This window comes from Streptomyces sp. NPDC001231 (genome assembly GCF_042896885.1).
In the GTDB taxonomy this organism is placed as follows: Bacteria; Actinomycetota; Actinomycetes; order Streptomycetales; family Streptomycetaceae; genus Streptomyces.
Genome location: NZ_JBIAXS010000044.1, coordinates 22,762 through 40,952, shown reverse-complemented (window position 1 = coordinate 40,952; position 18,191 = coordinate 22,762). Strand labels below are relative to the sequence as shown.

18 protein-coding genes and 11 pseudogenes are annotated in these 18,191 nt (G+C 69.1%); 19 read left to right on the top strand and 10 right to left on the bottom strand.

What is annotated here, in order from left to right; genetic code table 11:
* Positions 1-115 precede the first annotated feature (115 nt).
* The 3 genes and pseudogenes from ACFY3J_RS35650 (at position 116) to ACFY3J_RS35640 (ending at position 1,978) form a co-directional block, all read left to right on the top strand.
* Entirely contained in the window at positions 116-394 is a 279-nt protein-coding gene (locus ACFY3J_RS35650) for a hypothetical protein (RefSeq protein ID WP_384183090.1), read from the top strand.
* A 68-nt stretch (positions 395-462) separates the two neighbouring features.
* Positions 463-948: pseudogene (locus tag ACFY3J_RS35645) on the top strand (HEAT repeat domain-containing protein); the annotation flags it as partial.
* Positions 942-1,978 (top strand): annotated as a pseudogene (locus ACFY3J_RS35640) (HEAT repeat domain-containing protein). The pseudogenes ACFY3J_RS35645 and ACFY3J_RS35640, both read left to right, overlap by 7 nt.
* A 192-nt stretch (positions 1,979-2,170) precedes the next feature.
* Here ACFY3J_RS35640 and ACFY3J_RS35635 read toward each other — a convergent pair.
* A complete protein-coding gene (locus ACFY3J_RS35635) occupies positions 2,171-2,356 on the bottom strand; it encodes a hypothetical protein (RefSeq protein ID WP_384183087.1) in 186 nt (61 codons plus the stop codon).
* Between the two features lie 165 nt (positions 2,357-2,521).
* On the opposite strand from ACFY3J_RS35635, the gene rpmG reads away from it, so the two are divergent.
* The 6 genes and pseudogenes from rpmG to ACFY3J_RS35605 all read left to right on the top strand — a co-directional run bounded on the left by rpmG (position 2,522) and on the right by ACFY3J_RS35605 (position 3,924).
* Positions 2,522-2,686, top strand: a complete 165-nt coding sequence (gene rpmG, locus ACFY3J_RS35630; protein ID WP_141365795.1) for a 50S ribosomal protein L33 — start codon at positions 2,522-2,524, stop codon at positions 2,684-2,686.
* Between the two features lie 42 nt (positions 2,687-2,728).
* On the top strand, positions 2,729-2,989 hold the full coding sequence (locus tag ACFY3J_RS35625; RefSeq protein ID WP_390842608.1) for a type B 50S ribosomal protein L31: 261 nt from the start codon (positions 2,729-2,731) through the stop codon (positions 2,987-2,989).
* A gap of 52 nt (positions 2,990-3,041) precedes the next feature.
* Complete coding sequence (gene ykgO, locus ACFY3J_RS35620; RefSeq protein WP_141365801.1) at positions 3,042-3,164, top strand: type B 50S ribosomal protein L36; 123 nt, start codon at positions 3,042-3,044, stop codon at positions 3,162-3,164.
* Between the two features lie 205 nt (positions 3,165-3,369).
* Positions 3,370-3,447: pseudogene (locus tag ACFY3J_RS35615) on the top strand (catalase); the annotation flags it as partial.
* Between the two features lie 11 nt (positions 3,448-3,458).
* Positions 3,459-3,578, top strand: a complete 120-nt coding sequence (locus tag ACFY3J_RS35610; protein WP_384183083.1) for a hypothetical protein — start codon at positions 3,459-3,461, stop codon at positions 3,576-3,578.
* A gap of 37 nt (positions 3,579-3,615) precedes the next feature.
* Positions 3,616-3,924 (top strand): hypothetical protein, encoded by a 309-nt coding sequence (locus ACFY3J_RS35605; RefSeq protein WP_384183081.1) that lies wholly within the window; start codon positions 3,616-3,618, stop codon positions 3,922-3,924.
* 24 nt (positions 3,925-3,948) lie between these two features.
* Here ACFY3J_RS35605 and ACFY3J_RS35600 read toward each other — a convergent pair whose 3' ends face one another.
* Complete coding sequence (locus ACFY3J_RS35600) at positions 3,949-4,392, bottom strand: MarR family winged helix-turn-helix transcriptional regulator (protein ID WP_384183078.1); 444 nt, start codon at positions 4,390-4,392, stop codon at positions 3,949-3,951.
* 93 nt (positions 4,393-4,485) lie between these two features.
* Here ACFY3J_RS35600 and ACFY3J_RS35595 point away from each other — a divergent pair, with 93 nt between their 5' ends.
* The 4 genes and pseudogenes from ACFY3J_RS35595 to ACFY3J_RS35580 all read left to right on the top strand — a co-directional run.
* Positions 4,486-4,833 (top strand): DoxX family protein, encoded by a 348-nt coding sequence (locus tag ACFY3J_RS35595; protein WP_384183075.1) that lies wholly within the window; start codon positions 4,486-4,488, stop codon positions 4,831-4,833.
* 268 nt (positions 4,834-5,101) lie between these two features.
* Positions 5,102-5,521: pseudogene (locus ACFY3J_RS35590) on the top strand (hypothetical protein); the annotation flags it as partial.
* Between the two features lie 593 nt (positions 5,522-6,114).
* Complete coding sequence (locus ACFY3J_RS35585; protein WP_384183072.1) at positions 6,115-6,303, top strand: hypothetical protein; 189 nt, start codon at positions 6,115-6,117, stop codon at positions 6,301-6,303.
* Positions 6,300-6,698, top strand: a pseudogene (locus tag ACFY3J_RS35580) (nucleotidyl transferase AbiEii/AbiGii toxin family protein); the annotation flags it as partial. The gene ACFY3J_RS35585 and the pseudogene ACFY3J_RS35580, both read left to right, overlap by 4 nt.
* 208 nt (positions 6,699-6,906) lie before the next feature.
* Here the strand turns inward: ACFY3J_RS35580 and tpg are convergent.
* From tpg to ACFY3J_RS35565, 3 genes and pseudogenes are all read right to left on the bottom strand, one after another.
* Positions 6,907-7,221, bottom strand: a pseudogene (tpg, locus tag ACFY3J_RS35575) (telomere-protecting terminal protein Tpg); the annotation flags it as partial.
* Between the two features lie 263 nt (positions 7,222-7,484).
* The gene (locus ACFY3J_RS35570) at positions 7,485-8,894 is read right to left on the bottom strand and encodes a methyltransferase domain-containing protein (RefSeq protein ID WP_390842607.1); all 1,410 of its coding nucleotides are present in this window, start codon (positions 8,892-8,894) and stop codon (positions 7,485-7,487) included.
* 40 nt (positions 8,895-8,934) lie between these two features.
* A pseudogene (locus tag ACFY3J_RS35565) lies at positions 8,935-9,490 on the bottom strand (hypothetical protein).
* Between the two features lie 98 nt (positions 9,491-9,588).
* On the opposite strand from ACFY3J_RS35565, the pseudogene ACFY3J_RS35560 reads away from it, so the two are divergent.
* From ACFY3J_RS35560 to ACFY3J_RS35545, 4 genes and pseudogenes are all read left to right on the top strand, one after another.
* A pseudogene (locus tag ACFY3J_RS35560) lies at positions 9,589-9,934 on the top strand (transposase family protein); the annotation flags it as partial.
* 109 nt (positions 9,935-10,043) lie between these two features.
* On the top strand, positions 10,044-10,364 hold the full coding sequence (locus ACFY3J_RS35555) for a transposase (RefSeq protein WP_390842606.1): 321 nt from the start codon (positions 10,044-10,046) through the stop codon (positions 10,362-10,364).
* A 128-nt stretch (positions 10,365-10,492) separates the two neighbouring features.
* Complete coding sequence (locus tag ACFY3J_RS35550) at positions 10,493-10,759, top strand: IS3 family transposase (RefSeq protein WP_384183406.1); 267 nt, start codon at positions 10,493-10,495, stop codon at positions 10,757-10,759.
* Positions 10,756-11,760, top strand: a complete 1,005-nt coding sequence (locus tag ACFY3J_RS35545; RefSeq protein ID WP_390842614.1) for an IS3 family transposase — start codon at positions 10,756-10,758, stop codon at positions 11,758-11,760. The genes ACFY3J_RS35550 and ACFY3J_RS35545 overlap by 4 nt, the downstream gene beginning before the upstream one ends.
* A 623-nt stretch (positions 11,761-12,383) precedes the next feature.
* Here the strand turns inward: ACFY3J_RS35545 and ACFY3J_RS35540 are convergent.
* The 3 genes and pseudogenes from ACFY3J_RS35540 to ACFY3J_RS35530 form a co-directional block, all read right to left on the bottom strand.
* Entirely contained in the window at positions 12,384-14,477 is a 2,094-nt protein-coding gene (locus ACFY3J_RS35540) for a protein kinase (protein WP_390842605.1), read from the bottom strand.
* A gap of 218 nt (positions 14,478-14,695) precedes the next feature.
* Positions 14,696-14,932 (bottom strand): annotated as a pseudogene (locus ACFY3J_RS35535) (IS256 family transposase); the annotation flags it as partial.
* Positions 14,924-15,215: pseudogene (locus tag ACFY3J_RS35530) on the bottom strand (pseudouridylate synthase); the annotation flags it as partial. The pseudogenes ACFY3J_RS35530 and ACFY3J_RS35535, both read right to left, overlap by 9 nt.
* Before the next feature lie 905 nt (positions 15,216-16,120).
* Between ACFY3J_RS35530 and ACFY3J_RS35525 the strand changes: the two are divergent.
* Positions 16,121-16,456 carry a hypothetical protein gene (locus ACFY3J_RS35525; protein ID WP_384183059.1) on the top strand — a complete coding sequence of 112 codons (336 nt, stop codon included), beginning with the start codon at positions 16,121-16,123 and terminating at the stop codon, positions 16,454-16,456.
* 317 nt (positions 16,457-16,773) lie between these two features.
* Positions 16,774-17,334, top strand: a complete 561-nt coding sequence (locus ACFY3J_RS35520) for a hypothetical protein (RefSeq protein ID WP_390842604.1) — start codon at positions 16,774-16,776, stop codon at positions 17,332-17,334.
* Positions 17,335-17,433: 99 nt separating this feature from the next.
* On the opposite strand, the gene ACFY3J_RS35515 is transcribed toward ACFY3J_RS35520, so the two are convergent.
* Positions 17,434-17,688, bottom strand: coding sequence for a transposase family protein (locus tag ACFY3J_RS35515; protein ID WP_390842603.1), 255 nt, complete (start codon positions 17,686-17,688; stop codon positions 17,434-17,436).
* Positions 17,685-18,080: pseudogene (locus ACFY3J_RS35510) on the bottom strand (transposase). The gene ACFY3J_RS35515 and the pseudogene ACFY3J_RS35510 overlap by 4 nt, the downstream one beginning before the upstream one ends.
* Between the last annotated feature and the right edge of the window lie 111 nt (positions 18,081-18,191).

The window sequence follows — 18,191 nt, the reverse complement described above, 5'->3', positions numbered from 1 at the left end:
GTTGGCGGCTGTTTTCGGGTCGGGGCGTGGGTTGGTTCAGCGGGTGTGCAGGCGCGCCGGGGCGTGACACTGGAGCAGCCGGCTGTTGTCAGTGGCCGCTGCGAGGCTGGACCGTATGGACAGCGATGATGAGCAGTTGCTGCGCGGCCGGGTCTACGGCCGCGACGCCGGCGATCCGCACCCGGGACCGCGCCCCGGCCACGCCTACGCCGAACTGGTCGGCGGGCCGCTGGACGGGCTGCTGCTCGACATCACCGGCTGGACCCTGGATGAGAGCGGCACCGGCGTCTGCCTCCAGACCGACCTCGGGCACTTCGGCCCCGGCGGGCGGGCCCTGTACGACCCCCGCCCGGGCAACCCGGCCTGCTGGGACTGGAGCGGCGACAGCCCCTGACCGGCCCACGGACACGCTCGGGGGCACTCGGTCGGGTGAAGACATCGGACGAGCGGGTCCGGCCGCACTCCAAGATCGGCGACAGGAGCACGTGGGCCTGGATCACTCGCGACATGCTGCGCGACGCCGACGACGAGGTCGCGCGGACCGCTTGGCGCGTCGCGGTCGTCCTCGTGCCCGAGGACGAGGAAAGGGACTTGGTCGACGAACTGGTTCTGCAGCTCGGCCGCGGCGACCGCAGCGTGCGGTTGAGCCTGAGCCGGGCCCTCGTCGACCTCGGCGACGTGATCAAGCCCGCCCTGGCGAAGGCCGCGGAGAATCCCGCCCCGGCGGTGGCCGCGCACGCCCGTGCCACCGAACTGCTCTGGCAGAACCCGGAGACCGGTTTCGACGCGGCCATCGAAGAGGCCAAGCGCGTGGTTGCACTCGGACCGGAACGAGCTGCTGCTGCCGCAGCAGGCACCGAGACCTCGGAGACCGCCGAGCCCATGGAGACGACCGAGTCGGCGGAGGCTGCCAAGGCCACAGAGGCTTCGGAGGCCGCGGATTGCTGATCGGCGAGGTGGCCCGCCACTCCGGGGTGAGCACCCGGATGCTCCGGTACTACGGCGCCCTCGGGCTGGTGCGGCCGACCGGCCGCACCGTCGGCGGCTACCGCGAGTACTCCGCCGAGGACGTCCGCAGGATCTTTCACGTGGAGAGCCTGCGGTCCCTCGGACTCTCGCTCAAGCAGATCGGGCGCGCGCTGGAGGACCCGGCCTTCAAGCCGTCCGCCCTGGTCAGTGACCTCATCCGGTGGACGGAAGACCGCCTGGCGCGGGAACAGGAACTGCTCGAGCGGCTCCGCGCTGTCGATGCGTCGGCGCCCACCGGCTGGCAGGACGTCCTGCGCATCGTCGAACTCATGCAAGGGCCCAACTCGACCAGCGCCGCGCGCAGGCAGCAGGCCGTCCTGGCCCGGCCGGGGAGTGTGTCGGTTCCCGCCGAGCTGCTGGCCGGGCGGTCCTGGCCGAATCCGACCCCAACGTCGCAGGCGCCCTGCGCTGGGCGCTCGCCCGAGCGGGCGGCGACGGCGTGGCGGCACTGGCCGCCGGCGCGCACTCGCAGGACGTCGACATCCGGCGACGCGCGGTGCTGGCCATCGCCGGGATGCCCGAGGCCCCGGGTGCGACCGAGGTGCTCGCGGACGCTCTCGGGGACCCGGACACGACGGTGCGCAGGCACGCCGCTCTGGCCCTGGGCAGGCATGGCGTGACCGCGGCCGTGCCCGCACTCGTCGGCATGGTGGTCAAGGGCCCCAACGACGTGGACGCGGCGGAGGCTCTGGGAACGCTGTCCCAGGACCCCGAACGCGCGGACCGGATCTTGACCGCCCTGGCCGACGAACTCGCCGCGCCCACCGCGGACTCCGCGACACGGATCCGCCTCACCCAGGCGCTGGGCGAGCTCGCGGGAACCACCGGGCAGGAGCTCCTGCACCAACTGGCCCACGACAAGGACCGCGCCGTCGCCCTCGTCGCCTCGGCCCTCGTCGGAGTTCTCGAAGAGCGGCAACCCGAAGACCGGGCCGACGAGGATCCCTGAAAGCGCGCACCGAGCGGCATTCGAAGTGGACGGAGGAACCGGTTGAGGGCTATCAGGAGTTCCAGAGCGGCTGGACGCGGCGACGAGCATCCGTGAGGGTGAGTTTGTCGCGCGCGCCAACGGCATTGTCGTGCGGTCTACCTGACGAGACGAGCGGCAGACGAGGACCGCCCACAGGTCAGGGCGCCAGCGTCATGTCCATTCCATGCCGAGCCGGGTGAGTGCATCGTGCTGTTGGCTGTGGACGGTGAAGCGCCACCGATGTTCCGCCCCGCCAGCCCGGTACCCTTCGACCTGCGCCATTTCAGTTGCCTCCACCGTCCTGAGCGCTTCGCCGCTCAGGGGAATGTCCACGCGACCTGCCGCGTTGCGGGACACGTGATGACGAAGGGGCGGTGTCCCCGGGCCTCGTCTTTTGCCCAGGCGCGGTCCCGCAGGGGGCGATGGCGAGTCGGGAATGCGGCGAAGCGTTCCGTTGTTTGGAGGAGCGATGGCTGACATGCCCGGGACAATCACCTGGGGTGTCGGCGAAAGGAGAACCTCATGGCACGCAGCACCATGCGCCCCGTCGTCAAGCTGAAGTCGACGGCCGGGACCGGCGTCACCTACGTGACCCGCAAGAACCGTCTCAACGACCCCGACCGGCTCGTCCTGCGCAAGTACGACCAGGTGGCCGGCAAGCACGTCCCGTTCCGCGAGGAACGCTGAGCCGAGCCGCCGCCGGGGGACGGCTCACGAGGAGGAAAACCCATGAGGCCAGGTATCCACCCCGTCTCCCGCCCGGTCGTCTTCCGCGACCGTGCCGCAGACATCGCGCTTCTGACCCGCTCGACCGCGCACTCGAGCCGCACGATCGAGTGGGAGGACGGCAACACCTACCCGCTGATCGACGTGGACATCTCGTCGGGCAGCCACCCCTTCTACACCGGCACCTCGCGCGTCGTGGACACCGAGGGCCGGGTGGAGCGTTTCGAGCGGCGCTACGGCCGCGTCGCCTCGGCCCGCGGTTGACCGCCGTCCGGCCCCCCAGCAACGGGAGCCGGAGCAAGAGGAGGAGACAGCCATGAAGGTGCGGAAGTCCCTGCGCTCCCTGAAGGCCAAGCCGGGCGCTCAGGTGGTGCGCCGCCGGGGCGTGACCTTCGTCGTCAACAAGAAGAACCCCCGTTTCAAGGCGCGCCAGGGCTGAGGCCTCGAGCGCGACGGCGCCGGCTTCGGGGCGCGGTCTCGGGGAGCCTGCCGACGCGCAGGCGGCGGAGACTGCGGCGCAAGGGCCTCCTGGTGCTGCTCGGTTGGGATCACAACCTCGAGCTACCAGGAGGCCCCAGCAGATATGCGCCGACCACCAGCGCTTTACACGAAGGCAGCGGTATCCCAGCCCGGCACCCGCACCGACCCTGTCGCCGGAGTCGGCGCACATGGTGACCTGGCTGATGGGCGACCGGGGCATCCCTCGCACCTGGCGGCACATGTGGGCAGGCTGGTGCTGGACCGCAACGTGACCGACTTCCACACCGAGATGGAGCAGGCCGCGTTCGAGCCGAACAACCAGGACTGCCCGGCGTTCCCGATCACAGAACTTGAGCCAAACCCGTTCTCATGAACAAAGCCGCATCGGGAGCTTCGAGATCAGCGCCATCGTGGCGGACGCACAGAGCGGCGAACTCCGCCAGCTCAGCCAGGGCATCATGCCCATCCCGCTGCACGGAGACCTCTCCTCTCTCGTACACACCATCACCGAGCTCACCAAGATCGTCGCCGGCCTGCCCGAGGGCTGCGAGGATAACGGCGAGTTCCTCGATGGGCTCGGGGATTCCCCGGACGTCCCCAAGAGCGAGATCGGGCTCCACGACCCGCGTCCTTTCGGCGATGAGCACAGCGAGTGGATCGAGATCGTCACCAACATCGGTGCCGGCAGGGCTGCGCCCACTGTCACCTTCGAGGGCTGATCTGACTCCTGGCTCTCGTCCCGTCTATTCGCCGCACTCGTGGGCGGCGGGATCCACCACGACGCGGTCGAGCAGGCCCCGCAGCAGGGTCTGCTCGGCCTCCGTGAGGTCGCCGAACAGCTCGCGCTCGGCCGCGCTCACCGCCTCGTCGATGTGCCCCAGCGCCTCCTGGCCGGCCGGGGTGATCTCCACGATGTGGCGCCGCCGGTCAGCGGGGTCGCGGCGCCGCTCGCACAGCCCGGCGGACTCCAACTCGTTGAGGATGGCGACCAGTTGGCTGGGGTCGACCGCCATCGTGACGGCCAGCTCGCGCTGGCTGGTGGCGCCCGGGGCGAGGTGCATCAGGGTCATCGCGGTGCGCGGGTGCAGCCCGGCGACGACCAGGGCGGCGCGGATGCGTGCGCCGGTGAGCTCTCCGCGGAAGGAGAGAAGGAATCCGAGGCGGTCGTTCGGGTGCGCAGCTGCCATGCCGTCCACCGTAACAGTGGGCTTATTATGGGCCGACATAAATCATTGATACTCTTCAACGGTTGTCATTCATAGATCGTTGGAGAAGTTGCCATGTTCATCGGCTACGTGATCGTCGCCGCGCTGCTCGCGCTCGCCTCTGTCGGGTCCGCCTTCCTGACCTTCACCCGCAATCCGCAGGTCGTGAGCAGCATGACCAAGGTGGGCGTGCCCGACTCGTGGCTGCCCTGGCTCGCGACGGCGAAGGCGGCGGGCGCGCTCGGTCTGCTCGCCGGCCTGGTCGTCGCGCCGCTCGGCATAGCCGCCGCCGTGGGCCTGGTGCTCTACTTCGTCGGCGCGGTGATATCGCACCTGCGCGTGAAGGACAACGCCGTGGCGCCGGTCGTGGTCCTTACGCTTCTGGCCGCGGCGGCGGTGGTGTTGCGCGTGGCCTCGGCCTGACCCTGTTCTCAGCGGTGTCTCTGTCCGGCGCGGTGAAGGCTGCGGCCGACGGGGCGATCCAGGTGAGGTCAGCGGTGTCGGTCGCGGTCCGGCCTCCGAAGCGAACCGTAGGTCCGCAGTACCTCGGCGAGACCTGCCGCAGTCTGGCGGGGGTCTGTCGTGCAGTCCGGCGGCTTGGGGTGGTGGGACCCGCGGCACATGCGGGTAAAGACGGTCCGGTTGAGGTCCTCATCGGCGTCGGCCTGGGCTATCAGCGCGGTGAACACCCGCTCCCAGGTCCCGTCGACGGCCCACTTCCGCAGCCCCGGTCGCCTCCTGGTCGTCGTCCACCGTGCTGCTGCGCGTCTACCTCGCGGTGCTCTCCGGGCTCGCCCTCTACTTGGCCCTGCGCGTGTGGCGGCATGCGTTCCGCTCCGGTGTCCTGGCCCTGGCCGGAGCCCTGTTCGCGTCCCTGTGGGTGACGCTGTTCTACGGTCCGCAGGCCATGCCCAACTACTGGGTGGCCATCGGCGCCCTCGCCTGTGCGGGCTGCTACCTGCGCGTCCGGACCGCCACGGGGGACCGTGCCGCACTGTGGGGACTGGCCGGCGGTACCGCCCTCATGGCGTTGATGCGTCCCATGGACGCCGTCTGGGTGGTCCTGCCCCTGCTCGCCCTCGCCCTGCTGGAGCGGCACTGGAAGCCCTTAACGACGTCCAGGCCGAGGAAGACGTCCACATCGCCGGTGTCGATCACGCTGATCCTCACGAGGTCGTACTGTCCCGGCGTCGTACTGTCACGGCCTCGGCCTCGTCAGCGTGGCATGAGTCGCCGGCATCCACGTTACGAAGAGCCTCCCAGCGAGCTGGTGGTCCTGCCCCTATCAGCGGTCTACCGATGCCTCCGGCCCGGTGACACCACCGCCCGGATCATGCGCACTACAAGGGGGAACAGTCATGCCGGACCGGCGGCCGGGAGCCCCATTGCGGGGCCACGAAGACGGTAACGGGGTGATGATGCGGTGGGGGTCCGCCGGTGAGGTGCCGGGGCGGTGGGGGTGCCTGATCCACCCATACGGCAGGAGAGCCCGGTATCCGCCATGCCGCCGCCTTCCACCAGCGATACCGGATGTATGGATGCGACGACCACCGCCCCCCGCGCCGAGGTGCTGCGGGACCGTTACCGCAGTCGGCTGCCCGAGCACCTGCAGGAGTTGGTCGGTCCGAGGGCACCGTCGACCTGCCGCTCCACATCGTATGGTCCGGGAGGACGAGCTACAGTCTGCACCGCCCGAAGTCCCGCATGACGCTCTACCGGACCGTCCTCGCCGAGGGCCTGCGGGAGGACCTGGCGGCCTTCCTACACCTCCGGCTGTTGGCCGAGCAGTGGCCCGTTCTACGTCGCTTGGTCAGCCCCTACATCCGCGAGGTCTGGGAGCACGCCTTCCCCGAGTTGCCCCGCACCGCTCCGGCCGACGCGACCGCCGTGTGAAGCTCACCCCGCTCCACGAGCGTCTCCTTGCCGACATCCTCGACCTCGGCTCCCCCTATCCTCTGGTGCTCACCGGCGGATACGCCGTGCAGGCCCATGGCCCGGTCGAGCGCTTCCGTCGCGACCTCGATGTCGCCACCGAGAATCCCGCTCCGATGGACGAGATCGTCGCATCCCTCACAGCCGGCCTCACCGCGCGCGGATGGCGGACCACACATGTCCAGACCGACCCACTCAGTGGCCGGTTCCTCGCCACCGACCCGGACACCGGCGAGGAGTGCGAGGTCGACGTCCTCAAGGAGGCGTTCTGGGCCCCGCCTGCCCAGACCCCCTACGGGCCCGTCCTCTCCTTCGACGACGTGATCGGCACCAAGGTCCGCGCCCTCGCCGACCGCTAGGAGACCGTGCCCTCCTGCTGCGCGTGGCGGAGACGGCCAGGCTGCGCCCGTCCCATCCGCCTGTGGCCCGCCGCCAAGGCCCGGCCGGCCGTTTTGAGTGGGATTGGCGCGAGCGGCAGGAGGCCAACAGGTACGAAGCGATGCTGGCCGTACGCGCCAGACCCTCGCGGCGCTGAACGCCCTGACGCGTCCGATCAGGGCAGGCTCATCCGATCGAGAAGTCGGCGAACTCGACGTCGCTGAAGGCGAGGTGCAGGCCGTGGGCGTGGCGGCCCCCATCGCGGAAGTAGGCATGCCCCAGCGCTCGGGCGAGGATCACCATCTGCTGCTGCTCGCCCGCGCCGGCGTCCCGGGCGGTGAACAGCTCCCGGGCTACCTCTCCCGGGAGGGACTGGGTGATCCACCGCACCCGCGGGTCGTCCGAGGAGCCGGCCGCAGCAGCAAACCCGAATCGCGCCCTGGTGTGGAAGACGAAGCCCTCCGCTTCGGCCTGGGCACGTCGGCCGGCTCGTATTCGGGGCTGCCACCGAGCCCCGCCGCCACCGCAACCCCACCGGCCCGCTCGCGGACCTCTGCGGCGCTGCCGGACGCACCCGCGCCATTGCCGCCGCTATCCGTGCCGGACTTGCCGCCGGGGAGGACCCCCGCACCATCGAGCACCGGATTCACACAGCCGAAGCCGCAGGACTCCCCTTCACCCTGTGGTGACACCCAAGTTAGAACACGGTGTACGCACCCCGATACGGTGCTGCATGGTGCCGGTTCGCGTCGGCTTCCTGAAGCTCAGCGACGGCGCGCGACCACGAGGTATTGGTAGGCACTGAGGCGACGGTGTGTCTCAACCCGCTCCGCACCGAGGCCGACGGCGACGTCCACCAGCGGCTCGAGGCTGGCGGGCAGCGGTACCTCGTGGCACGCCACGCTCACTGGCCTGAAGCCGGTGGCGGTCAGCATCTGGTCGAACTCGTGCCGCGTGAAAAAGTGAATGTGGGTGCGATCGAGCAGCCCCTGATCCTCGTAGTGCCAGCGGTCCTCGACCAGTAGCGGCGCAAGCACCGTCCAGTGCTTGACGTTGGGGATTGAGCAGATGATCACGCCCTGGGGGGCGAGGTTGCGGCGAACGACTGACAGCAGTCGGGCCGGGTCACGCAGATGCTCGAGCACATCGCCGAAGATGGCGGCATCGAGATTGTCAGGCAGGTCCGAGACGGTATCGAGATCGGCGACGATCAGCTCGTCGAGACGCCCCGCAGCGATCTCAGCCGCCTGCGAGAAGAGCTCAACCCCGGCGACCCACGCCCCCAACTCCGTCTTAAGCGCGGCGCCGAGGGAACCAGCTCCGCAGCCGACATCGAGAATTCGACGCGCTGTCTGGGGCACGAGCGCTCGGAGGTCCGGCCGGTCCCCCTCGTAGTAAACGCCCAACTCCTCGACGCGATGGGCCCGTGTGCCCGCGGCCTGCTCTGCCCCCGCGATCCACTTCGCGCGAAACGCGCGGTCAGCAGCCAAGAACGCGGCCGGATCTCCGTAGCCGCCCTTGGTGTGGTGAATCACCTCGAGATCGTCGACAACGACGCGCATCCCAGCACGGCGCGCCTGGAAACAGATGTCAGCGTCGTAGCCGTGAAACCCGGTAAACGTCTGTTCGTCAAAGCGTAGTTGCTGCACGGCGCGCGGCGAGAGCACCATGATCAAGCCATCGACCGTGTCGACATCGCAGCCGCCGTCCTGGAAGTCGATCAGGCCCCTCGTCTCGACCACACGCCCCGCAGGGTGATAGTCCCACCACGACAGGCTCCTCACCCCCCGCCCCCCGACCACCCCGATCACGCCGACATCAGGCTCATCGAGCCGCGCCCGGATCTTCTTGACGAAACCGTCATCCACGATCTCGGTGTCCTCATGCAGCAGCACGAGCGCTTCCAGGTCCTCCCGGCCCCGCGCGTCGTCGAGCACCTCGTTGTACGCCTCGAAGATCGATGTCTCCGAGGAGCGCTCGATCACGACGCTATCCGGTTCGCAGATGCGCTGCAGCCCGGGCAATGCGAATCGCTGAAACTTCTCGGCCGAGCCGACGCACACGCCAAAACAGAACATGTACAGGTGATCGTCCAGGAGGCGCCAAGCTTGAGCCTGGATCCGCCATTTGAGCGTCTCATTTGCGCCGGCTAAGGGCTGTCCCGCAATGATCACGGAGTCCGGTGCAGAGCTCCCCGATGGGCTGAGGAGCTGTTCAGCCGGTGGCTTGTGAAGTACCCAAAGAACGGGCGAAGTCGGCAAGAGTCCGGAAGTCATCCTCTCTCAAGCCGATCCGCGGGTAGACGTGGTGCAGAAGGCCACGTGCGCGGTGGTGGGTGGTCACGTACGCCTGGTCCAGGTCGCTCTGTTCGTCGTCCACCCACGCGAAGGCGCGGCCGTTGGCGTAGTCCACCAGGGGAGCAGTCTTCCAGTGAACTCCGTCGGGGCGGTCTTGAAGCAAGACGTCACCGAAGTCGACGAAGGGGAGTTCGGGAAGGCCGAGCACCGGGGCAATCCACCGATTGGCATCCGCCATCCATGTGGTGGCCCAACACAAATCCAGAGCACGGACGAGACCTGCTCCGGCTCGACTACGAGCTAGCCAGACCCGCAGGGGCCGCCGATGGAACGAGAGTGCTCGGTGTTCCTCTGGGGCCCCGCCGTCTCGCGGCACTCTTAGGGTGGTGTAGCCGGCGGGGCGCTTCTCCGGCTTGGCCGCGTAAGGGTTTGAGGGGCCCGTCCACATCGAGGAACAAGAGTGGTCGGCTCACGGTCTCCCCCTGCCATGCCCATTATCGGCTGCGCCGGTGGAAGCGTAGTTGCTGCGATGGTCTCGGAAACGCATCCGGTCCGATGTGATGATCACGGCGTGGTGGGTGTGATCACGGCCTCGGAGCCGTCATGGATAGCCCCGTTCACCGGGCTGAGTCCGCGCCAGTTCAAGAAGGCTGTGACTGTGGTTAGGCAAGGGAGTGCGACAAGAGTCCTGCGAGGCCGGCCGTGGGCTCTGAGCCTGGCTGACCGGGTGCTGCTGGTAACGGCGTACTGGCGCACGAACCTCACCTTGCGCCAGCTCGCGTTGCTGTTCGGGATTTCGAAGTCGACGGCCGACCGTGTGGTCGCCGACATAGTTCCCCGCCTGGCACTGCAACCGAGGCGCCGATCGGCGGGACACCGTGCTCATCGTGGACGGCACCCGGGTCCCCACCCGCGACGGGGCCTCCCTCTGGTTGGTGGACACGCTGATACTGGGTCTGCTTGATCCGGAGGAAGCGAGAACACCGTCGATGGTGATGAAGGACTACTCGGACGAGTTCAAGGCCGATGTTGTGGCCCTGTACGAGTCCACGCTCGGGGGCGGCATACAAGAGCATCGCCGCTGACCTGGGTATCAACAGGAAGACCCTGCGCAACTGGGTGCTGCGTGACCGTCGGCGCCGCGGCGTCGACCCGGCCGCCCCGCCGGCCGCCGGAGAGGCGGTGGCCGGGGCCGGGCAGGAGGCTTCGGCCACCGATCCGGACGAGCGGATCAGGCAGCTCGAGGCACGTGTGCGGGGACTCGAGGCCAGCGAACGCAAGCTCGCGACCGAGCGGGACATTCTCCGCGGGGCGGCCAAGTATTTTGCGGGTGAGACGAGTTGGTGAGCCGTTTCGAGTTCGTTGACGACCACCGGGGCGCCTTCGGGGTGAAGCGGTTGTGCCAGGTCATGGGCTTGAACCGGTCCAGTTACTGCAAGTGGCGGGCGGGCGGCGACGCGTGAGCCGCCCGGCCTCTGGACGACCAGGCCCTGGCCGGGAAGATCCGCGTCGTCCAGCAGCACTCGGGCGGAATCTACGGCTCGCCGCGGGTCACCGCCGAACTCCACGACGCCGGGATACGCGTCAACGGGAAACGCGTGGCCCGGGTGATGCGGGCCTTCAGCATCACCGGGTTCCGCCTGCGCAGAAGGGTCCGCACCACGGTCCCCGACCCTTCCGTCGTCATCGTCCCGGACCTGTTCCGCAGGGACTTCACCGCCCCCGAACCGCGGGTGCTCTGACCGGCGATGAGAAGGAAGAACTGTGTCGTCTGCGGCGGGAGAACGGGGAACAGCAGCAGACGATCGAGGTCCTGGAAAAAGCCGGGGCCTTCTTCGCGAGGGAGTCGACGAAGCAGCCGGCGCCACGCGTTCATCGACGCGGGAAGGCCACCGAGAAGAACCCCGGTGGTCACAGTGTCGCCCTGATGTGCAGAGTGCTGGGCGTGTCTTGTTCGGGCTGTGACGGCTGCCTTGCCGCCCGTGCGGTGGCTGAGGAGCGGGCCTGTCAGGAGGCGAGCTGGTCGACGAGATCCGGTACGTCCACGATGTGTCGCGGCGGGCCTGCGGCGGCTCCGGGGATCACAGTCGTGCTGTGGAGGTACGGGCGCCAGGTCGACCGCAAGCGGGTGGAGCGGATAATGCGTGAGCACGGCATTCTCGGGATCACCCGCTGCCGGCGTCGCGGCCTGACCCGGCCGGGCCGGAAGGCGGCCCCGTCACCGGACGTTGTCGCACGGGACTTCACCGCCGCCGAGCCCGGCACGAAATTGGTCTCCGGCATCACCTGTCTGCCCACGCCGGCCGGTTGGTGGTATCTCGCCACGGTGATCGGCCTGGTCACCTGCGAGGTCGTCGGCTGTGCGATGGCCGACCATCATCGGGCCGGGCTCGTTGCCGACGCGCTGAGGACGGCCGTCGGCCGAGGCGAGCTGAAGGAGGGCTGCGTCGCGCACCCGGATCGTGGTTCGGAATACTCCTCACGCGAATACCGAACATTCATAGGTGAGTTGGGTCTGCGGCAGAGCGTGGGCAGAGCGGGCTCGTGTTGCGATAATGCCGCAGCTGAGAGCTTTTCGGACTGTTGTAAGCGGAGATCGGTACCACGTTCTGGGCATCCCGCGAGGCGGCTCGCGCCGACGTCTTTCGCTTCATCGAGGTCGAGTGCGACCGCACCCGCCTGCGCAAGCACCCGGTCTACGGACACGTCACCCCGGTCGAAACCAGGGCCCTGGCAACGCTAGACCTCGCCCGCGCAGCGTAACCATCCGCTGTCCACGATCACGGGGGAGCTTCAGCTCCGTCGGCGGACCGTCGTGCAGGGTCGAGGTTGGCTCGTATGGGGGTGGGCGGATGGGGTGGTGCGCCGGCAGCGCTCTGCGCGGCGGTTTTCAAGACGGGGGCCGCGCAGTGGGCGGTACCTGAGCCGGCTTTGCCTCATACGCAGCCCGGCGGGTTCGCGGGGCCGGCGCAGTCCGCGCTCGGCGGTTGCGCGGTGGCCTTCGTTGTCTGAGGCGTTGCCCCAGCGCTCGTCACGCCCATCGTTGCGGCGAGCAGCGCTGCAGCGCAGAACGCGCCGACGAGGTGTCGGATGCGTTTCCGGGTGCTTGTCACCATGATGATCTCCCTTGGCCTTGGGGTGGATTACTCCTTGTTTGTCGGTTTGGTACTACAGCTTGGTGCTGCGGCCGGACCACTGTCAACCAGTGTATTTTCCCTGGTCAACGGCCTGGAGGTGGGGAGTGCGGTGGGCGGGGGCGGTGACTGCGGTGTCGGGTCGCGGCCATGCCCGCCCGGTGGCCGGCGGCCGGAGACCACCGGCTCACCGCGACCGGCTCGGCTTTGCCGGCCCTAGCGGGAAGGGGGGCTAGAACTTGATCACCGACACCGAGGCCGAGCCGGAGTTGGCCGCGTAGGCCCGGCGTCCGTCCGGGGAGACCGCCACCCATACCGGGTACCCGGCGACATGGATGGGGTGGCCCACGGTGCGGTTGGTGGCGGTGTCGATCACCGACACCGAATCCGAGCCGGCGTTGGCGGTGTAGGCCCGGCGTCCGTCCTGGGAGACGGCCACCCCGACCGGGGCCTTGCCGACATCGATGGGGTTGCCCACGGTGCGGTTGGTGGCGGTGTCGATCACCGATACCGAATCCGAGCGGGCGTTGGCGGTGTAGGCGCGGCGTCCGTCGGGGGACACCGTCACCCCTTGCGGGGTGTGGCCGACGGGGATGGGGTTGCCCACGGTGCGGTTGGTGGCGGTGTCGATCACCGATACCGAATCCGAGCCGGCGTTGGCGGTGTAGGCCCGGCGTCCGTCCTGGGAGACTGTCACCCCGACCGGGGTTTTGCCGACATTGATGGGGTGGCCCACGGTGCGGTTGGTGGCGGTGTCGATCACCGATACCGAATTCGAGCGGGCGTTGGCGGTGTAGGCGCGGCGTCCGTCGGGGGAGATTGCCACCCCTTGCGGGGTGTCGCCGACGGGGATGGGGTGGCCCACGGTGCGGTTGGTGGCGGTGTCGATCACCGATACCGAGGCCGAGCCGGAGTTGGCGGTGTAGGCGCGGCGTCCGTCGGGGGAGACCGCCACCCCCTGCGGCTTGTCGCCGACGGGGATGGGGTTGCCCACGGTGCGGTTGGTGGCGGTGTCGATCACCGACACCGAGGCCGGGCCGAAGTAGTTGGTCGCGTAGGCGCGGCGCCCGTCCGGCGACACCGCCACCCCGCCCGGGGAGTTGCCGACCTGGATCGAGGACACGGACGGTGCGGTGGGTTCAGGACCCGAGGAACGGGACTGTGCCAGGTAGATGCCGCCGCCCGCCGCGGCAAGCGCCACCAGCGCCACCCCCGCGATGAGCCTGGCCCGTCGGTTTCCGGGCCGCGGCGGGCGGGGCCGGCCCCGGGCCTCGTCCCCTTTGTGCGGCAGCGGATGCAGGGGCGGGCCGGCCGGTTCTTCCGGCTCGGCCGGCGGCAGGATCTCGGTCGGCGGGGCCGATTCCTGGGGGCGCGGCGGCTTCGGGGCGCAGGGCTGCTCGGGCGGCGGCACCTTTGGTGAGGGGGCCGGTTGCTGCGAAGGGGGCGGGTGGGGCTGGTCGGCGATGGAGGCGAGCCGCCGGGCGGCCTCCTCACCGTCCATCCTGTCCGCGGGGTCCTTGGCCAGCAGCCCGACGAGGACCGGGGTCAGCTCCGTCGCCCGGCGCGGCAGGATCGGGGGCTCGAACAGCAGGGCGCTCAGCGTGGCGAGGGCGGTGTCGCGGTCGAAGGGGCCGGCCCCCTCGAGGGCGTAGTACAAGGTGGCCCCGAGCGAGAACAGGTCGGCGGCAGGGGTGGGCGGCCGGCTGTTGGCCCGCTCCGGGGCCATGAAGCGCGGCGTCCCGAGGATCTCCAGGGTGGCGGTCAGGCGGTCCTCCCCGGAGCTCGGCTCCAGCGCGATGCCGTAGTCGGTGAGCATCACCTGGCCGCCGCCCTCCGTCGGACAGGAGGGCTGGGGCCCCGGATGGGTCAGCAGGATGTTGGCCGGTTTGACGTCCCGGTGCAGGACGCCGAGCCGGTGTCCCTCCAGCAGGGCGTCGAGGACCGCCAGACCGATCCGGGCGACGTCGCCGGGCGGCAGCGGCCCCCGCTCGCGCACCACCGCCTCCAGGTCCATGGCACCGGGCACGAACTCCATGACGATCCACGGCAGGCCGCCCTCCTCCACGATGTCGTGCACGGTGACGACATGCGGATGGTTGCGCAGCCGGGCGGCGTGCCGGGCCTCGCCGCGGGCCCTCGCGATCCGGGAGCGCACCTCGCATTCGGGGACGTCCGGCGGCAGAATGATCTCCTTGAGCGCGACCTCGCACGCCAGTTCCTGGTCGTACGCCAGCCACACACGTCCCATGCCGCCGGTACCGAGCCGACGCAGAAGCCGGTAACGTCCGATGATCACGCGCCCGGCGGCCTCTTGCGCTCCTGACATGGCACTCCTCTTCCAGGACGGCCAGCAGGGGTTCCTCGGCGAAGGGCTCTCTCCACGTATCGCATATCGCCCGAAGAACGGCAAGTCACCCAGAACGGGTGTAGCCCGCGTATGTTCCGCGCGGCGGTGTCGGGATCAGGAGCGGGAAAGCGCGAGCGCCGGGAAATTGTCATTACCGCGGATCGGCTGTGGTGGTGCATACCGGTGAGAGGGTCCAGGCGTTCGATGAGCTGACCGCATGCGAAGCGGGTTCCGGCGTCGACGAGGGCGACGAGGCGGGGCGCGTTCACAGCCCGCCACCGCCGTCGGGCGGACTCGACGAGTTCGAAGACCATGGCCAGGGCGGCGATGCGGGAGCCGGCGCCGCGGGTGACCTTGGCCCGTAGCCGGACGATGGCGAAGGCGGACTCGATGGGGTTCTGGGTGCGCAGCTGGATCCAGTGCTCGGCGGGGAAATGCGGCTTGTCGGCGACGACGACGTGCTCGGCGCGGTACACGACGCCGGCGCCGAAGGGCACGGGCACCTCGGCCGACAGCTCCCGGTGGAACCCCACGTACAGCCTCAGCACATATGGCGCGTCGGGCGCCACGGCCCGCCCGTCCGCCCCCACGATCAGCCCGTCCCGCGGCGTCCCGTCGGTCACTCCGGGCCCCGCCGCGCGCCACTCCACCAGATGGTCACGCCCCGCCGGCGGGCAGCCGGACCTGCACTGGATCGACCCCGTGGTGCTGGAGCAGAGGAGCGGGAGGTACCGGTGAACTACGTCTTCATGGCGTTCCAGAACCCGGCCATTCAGCCTGGATCCACCGCGTCATGCCTGATCACGTGACGTGATCGGTTTCCAGGTGGATATCCCGGGTCCGGGCAGGAGGCATTTCCGGATGGCCCCTTTGGTGGCGGGTTCTCCAAGGTCCTTCACGTCGCGGGCAGGCAGGGTGGGCAGGGTGCGTGGTCGGTCAGGTGCGCAGGCGGTGGCCGGCTGCCGTCCACAGCTGTTCCAGCGCGTCGCGCCAGGGCCACCGGGCCGGGAAGTGCCAGGTCAAGGTCCGTGCCCCAGCGGCCAGCCGGGCCGGGACGCCCCGATGCGACCGCCAAGACCGTCGTGGAGGGCCGGCTCCGCGCCGGCGACGACGGCCACTTCTCCACCGTCGACCGCAAGAAGGACCTCACAATCCGCGGCGGCTTCAACATCCACCCGCGCAAGATCGAGGCGGTTCTGTACGAGCACCCCTCCGTCGCCGAGGAGTTGAGGGCATCCGTCCGCGACCCGGTCGCGCGCCGTACGCGTACCCGCGCGAGGCCCGGCTCGTCGACGCCCTCCCGAAAAGGGGCCCACCGGCACGATCCTCAAGAGGCGGATCGCCGTTCCCACGTCGCCCTGACGCGCGGTGTGCACCCCGCCCCCCGGGAGGGGGGGAGGGTCGGTGGGCCGGGGATGTTTGTCAAGCCCCGAATTCCAGGGACATGACGCGGTACGCCGGGCCGGGGTCAATTGAGGCACGGGTTCACGCAGAGCAGGTGGCCCACCGGAATGGTCCGGACGGTTTGACGGGACGTGTGTCCCGCGGCCGCCCCGCCGGAGAACCGGCAGGACCGTTTCGACACATTCCTTTCCCATCATTTCTCACCAAGGAGATTGACCATGGCCCGCACACCTCGTACACGGCGTCTGGCGATCCTCACCGCTTCCGCTGCCCTGGCCGCGGGAGGCGCACTGATCCCCACCGCCGCGTTCGCCGCTCCGGCCCCGGCCCAGACCAGCGCCATGGCCACGCAAGCGCCCCAGCAGGAGGCCAAGACCGCCAGCGGTTACGCCAATGATATTGACGTCACGACGAACTCGTCGGACTCGCAGTCCTCGTCGGACTCGCAGTCCTCGTCGTACACGGTTACGCCGAACTACTACTCCTACTCGGACTCGCAGTCCTCGTCGTACTCGCAGTCCTCGTCGTACTCGGAGAGCGTGTACTACTCCTAGACGAGCCTGTCCACATGCCTGCGGGCACCAAGAGAGGGTGTTCAGGATCCGTTTGCGACAACTGACCTGAACACCCTCGTGACCGCTGTACGTGAAGATCGACGATGAGCGGGCTGGGATCACGCGTCTGCCTGGGCGGCCCCCGAAGCTCAGCCACACGGAGTTGCTGTGCCTGGCGGTGATGCAGGCGATGCCCGGTTTCCACCGCGAGGCCCGCCGGCTGCGGCACGTGCGCAAGCACTACCAGGACACGCTCCCGTACGAATTCCGTCTCATCCCGTCCCCTTCCTCACGCCACCACATGGGGGTACCCGCGCATGTCCACGCCTTCTCGGGGCCGGCAGCCCGGCCAGCCGCAGCAGCCGTTCCAGCCGCAGGCCCCGGAACCTCACAAGAAGAAGAGCAAGGGCAAGACCTGTGCCGGAGCCGGCTGCCTGGGTGTCGTCGGGATCCTGGTCATCGCCGGCGCGATCTCCGTTGCCACCGGCGGCAAGTCCAGCAGCGGTACTGCCAAGAGCCCGGCCGCCGCACCCCCGGACGCCGGCAACGCCTCCAAGGCCTCCGCCTTGCAGTCCGCCCCCCAGAAGGGGGCGCCGCAGACCGTCACTTACGTCGTCACCGGCACCAGCGGCGCCGACGTCCAGTACGGCCCGGCCGGGTCCTTGGCCCAGGGCAAGGTGCCGATGAGCGTGACCAGGCCGCTCGAGAACCGGCAGCACTACGCGATCACCGCGCGGCTTCAGGGGGGCGGCCATGTCACCTGCCAGTTGAAGGTCAACGGCAGGGTCATCTCGCAGTCCACCGCGTCGGGCGGCTACACCATCGCCTCCTGCGAGATCAGCAAGGACACCTTCAGCGACAAGTGGACCCGGTCTTGAAGCGGCCCTCGCTGCAGGGAATGTCGTTGCTGGCCTTGGGGCGTGAGTGGCTCCTGGTCACGCCGAGGTCGATCAGCAGCTGGGAGACCTTCTTGCTCGTCATCGATGTGCCGCGGCGTGCACGGTCTCGGGCACGATGCCGTTGCGGTCGATGGTCTCGCGGATCAACTCCTCGGCGCGGTCGGCTGATTCGGCCAGTTCCACCGTGTGGCCGACGATGTAGCGGCTGAAGATGTCGATGATGACGTAGACGTGGTACCAGATGCCCTTGGCCGGTCGGCGAGCTCGCTGATGTCCCTGGTGAATACCTGGGAGGGGCCGCGGCCAATGCAGTTGCTTCAGACGTTGCTTCACTTGGTGAGTCGGCGGTGGTTGATGAGGCTGGTGGCGATGGCGGTGAAGGGGAGGAAGTGTTCTGGCTTGCGTTCGTAGCGGCGGTGGAACCGACGTCAGCCGGTGAGCCAGGACATGGTCTGTTCGATGACCCACCGGTGGCGTCCGAGTCGGTGTGAGGTCCCGAGTCCTCGGCGGGCGATCCGTGGTGTGATGCCGCGAGAGCGGAGCCATCTCCGCACGTGGGGGTAGTCGTATCCCTTGTCGCCGTGAGGCTCGTCGGGCCGTCTGCGGCGCCTGCGGATCGGCGGTATCGACGCGACAAGGGGCTGGAGCGCGAGACTGTCATGGGTATTCGCCGCGGAGACAGCGACCGCGACTGGAAGGCCGCAGGTGCGTAGACGATCGCTCATTGGGTCGGCTGCATCGTGATGCTGTCCATGCCCACCCAGTTCACAGGGCTCCTCTGCGCTTCGGCTTCACCGCTGCAGGCGCTCGCCGCCATCACCCGTCAGCTGCCAGGC

Excerpts from the sequence above, each read along its gene's own strand:
- ACFY3J_RS35650 (WP_384183090.1), top strand. The coding sequence starts at position 116 with ATGGACAGCGATGATGAGCAGTTGCTGCGCGGCCGGGTCTACGGCCGC.
- rpmG (WP_141365795.1), top strand. The coding sequence starts at position 2,522 with ATGGCACGCAGCACCATGCGCCCCGTCGTCAAGCTGAAGTCGACGGCC.
- ACFY3J_RS35625 (WP_390842608.1), top strand. The coding sequence starts at position 2,729 with ATGAGGCCAGGTATCCACCCCGTCTCCCGCCCGGTCGTCTTCCGCGAC.
- ykgO (WP_141365801.1), top strand. The coding sequence starts at position 3,042 with ATGAAGGTGCGGAAGTCCCTGCGCTCCCTGAAGGCCAAGCCGGGCGCT.
- ACFY3J_RS35600 (WP_384183078.1), bottom strand. The coding sequence starts at position 4,392 with ATGGCAGCTGCGCACCCGAACGACCGCCTCGGATTCCTTCTCTCCTTC.
- ACFY3J_RS35595 (WP_384183075.1), top strand. The coding sequence starts at position 4,486 with ATGTTCATCGGCTACGTGATCGTCGCCGCGCTGCTCGCGCTCGCCTCT.
- ACFY3J_RS35585 (WP_384183072.1), top strand. The coding sequence starts at position 6,115 with ATGACGCTCTACCGGACCGTCCTCGCCGAGGGCCTGCGGGAGGACCTG.
- ACFY3J_RS35555 (WP_390842606.1), top strand. The coding sequence starts at position 10,044 with ATGTTGTGGCCCTGTACGAGTCCACGCTCGGGGGCGGCATACAAGAGC.
- ACFY3J_RS35540 (WP_390842605.1), bottom strand. The coding sequence starts at position 14,477 with ATGTCAGGAGCGCAAGAGGCCGCCGGGCGCGTGATCATCGGACGTTAC.
- ACFY3J_RS35525 (WP_384183059.1), top strand. The coding sequence starts at position 16,121 with ATGGCCCGCACACCTCGTACACGGCGTCTGGCGATCCTCACCGCTTCC.
- ACFY3J_RS35520 (WP_390842604.1), top strand. The coding sequence starts at position 16,774 with ATGTCCACGCCTTCTCGGGGCCGGCAGCCCGGCCAGCCGCAGCAGCCG.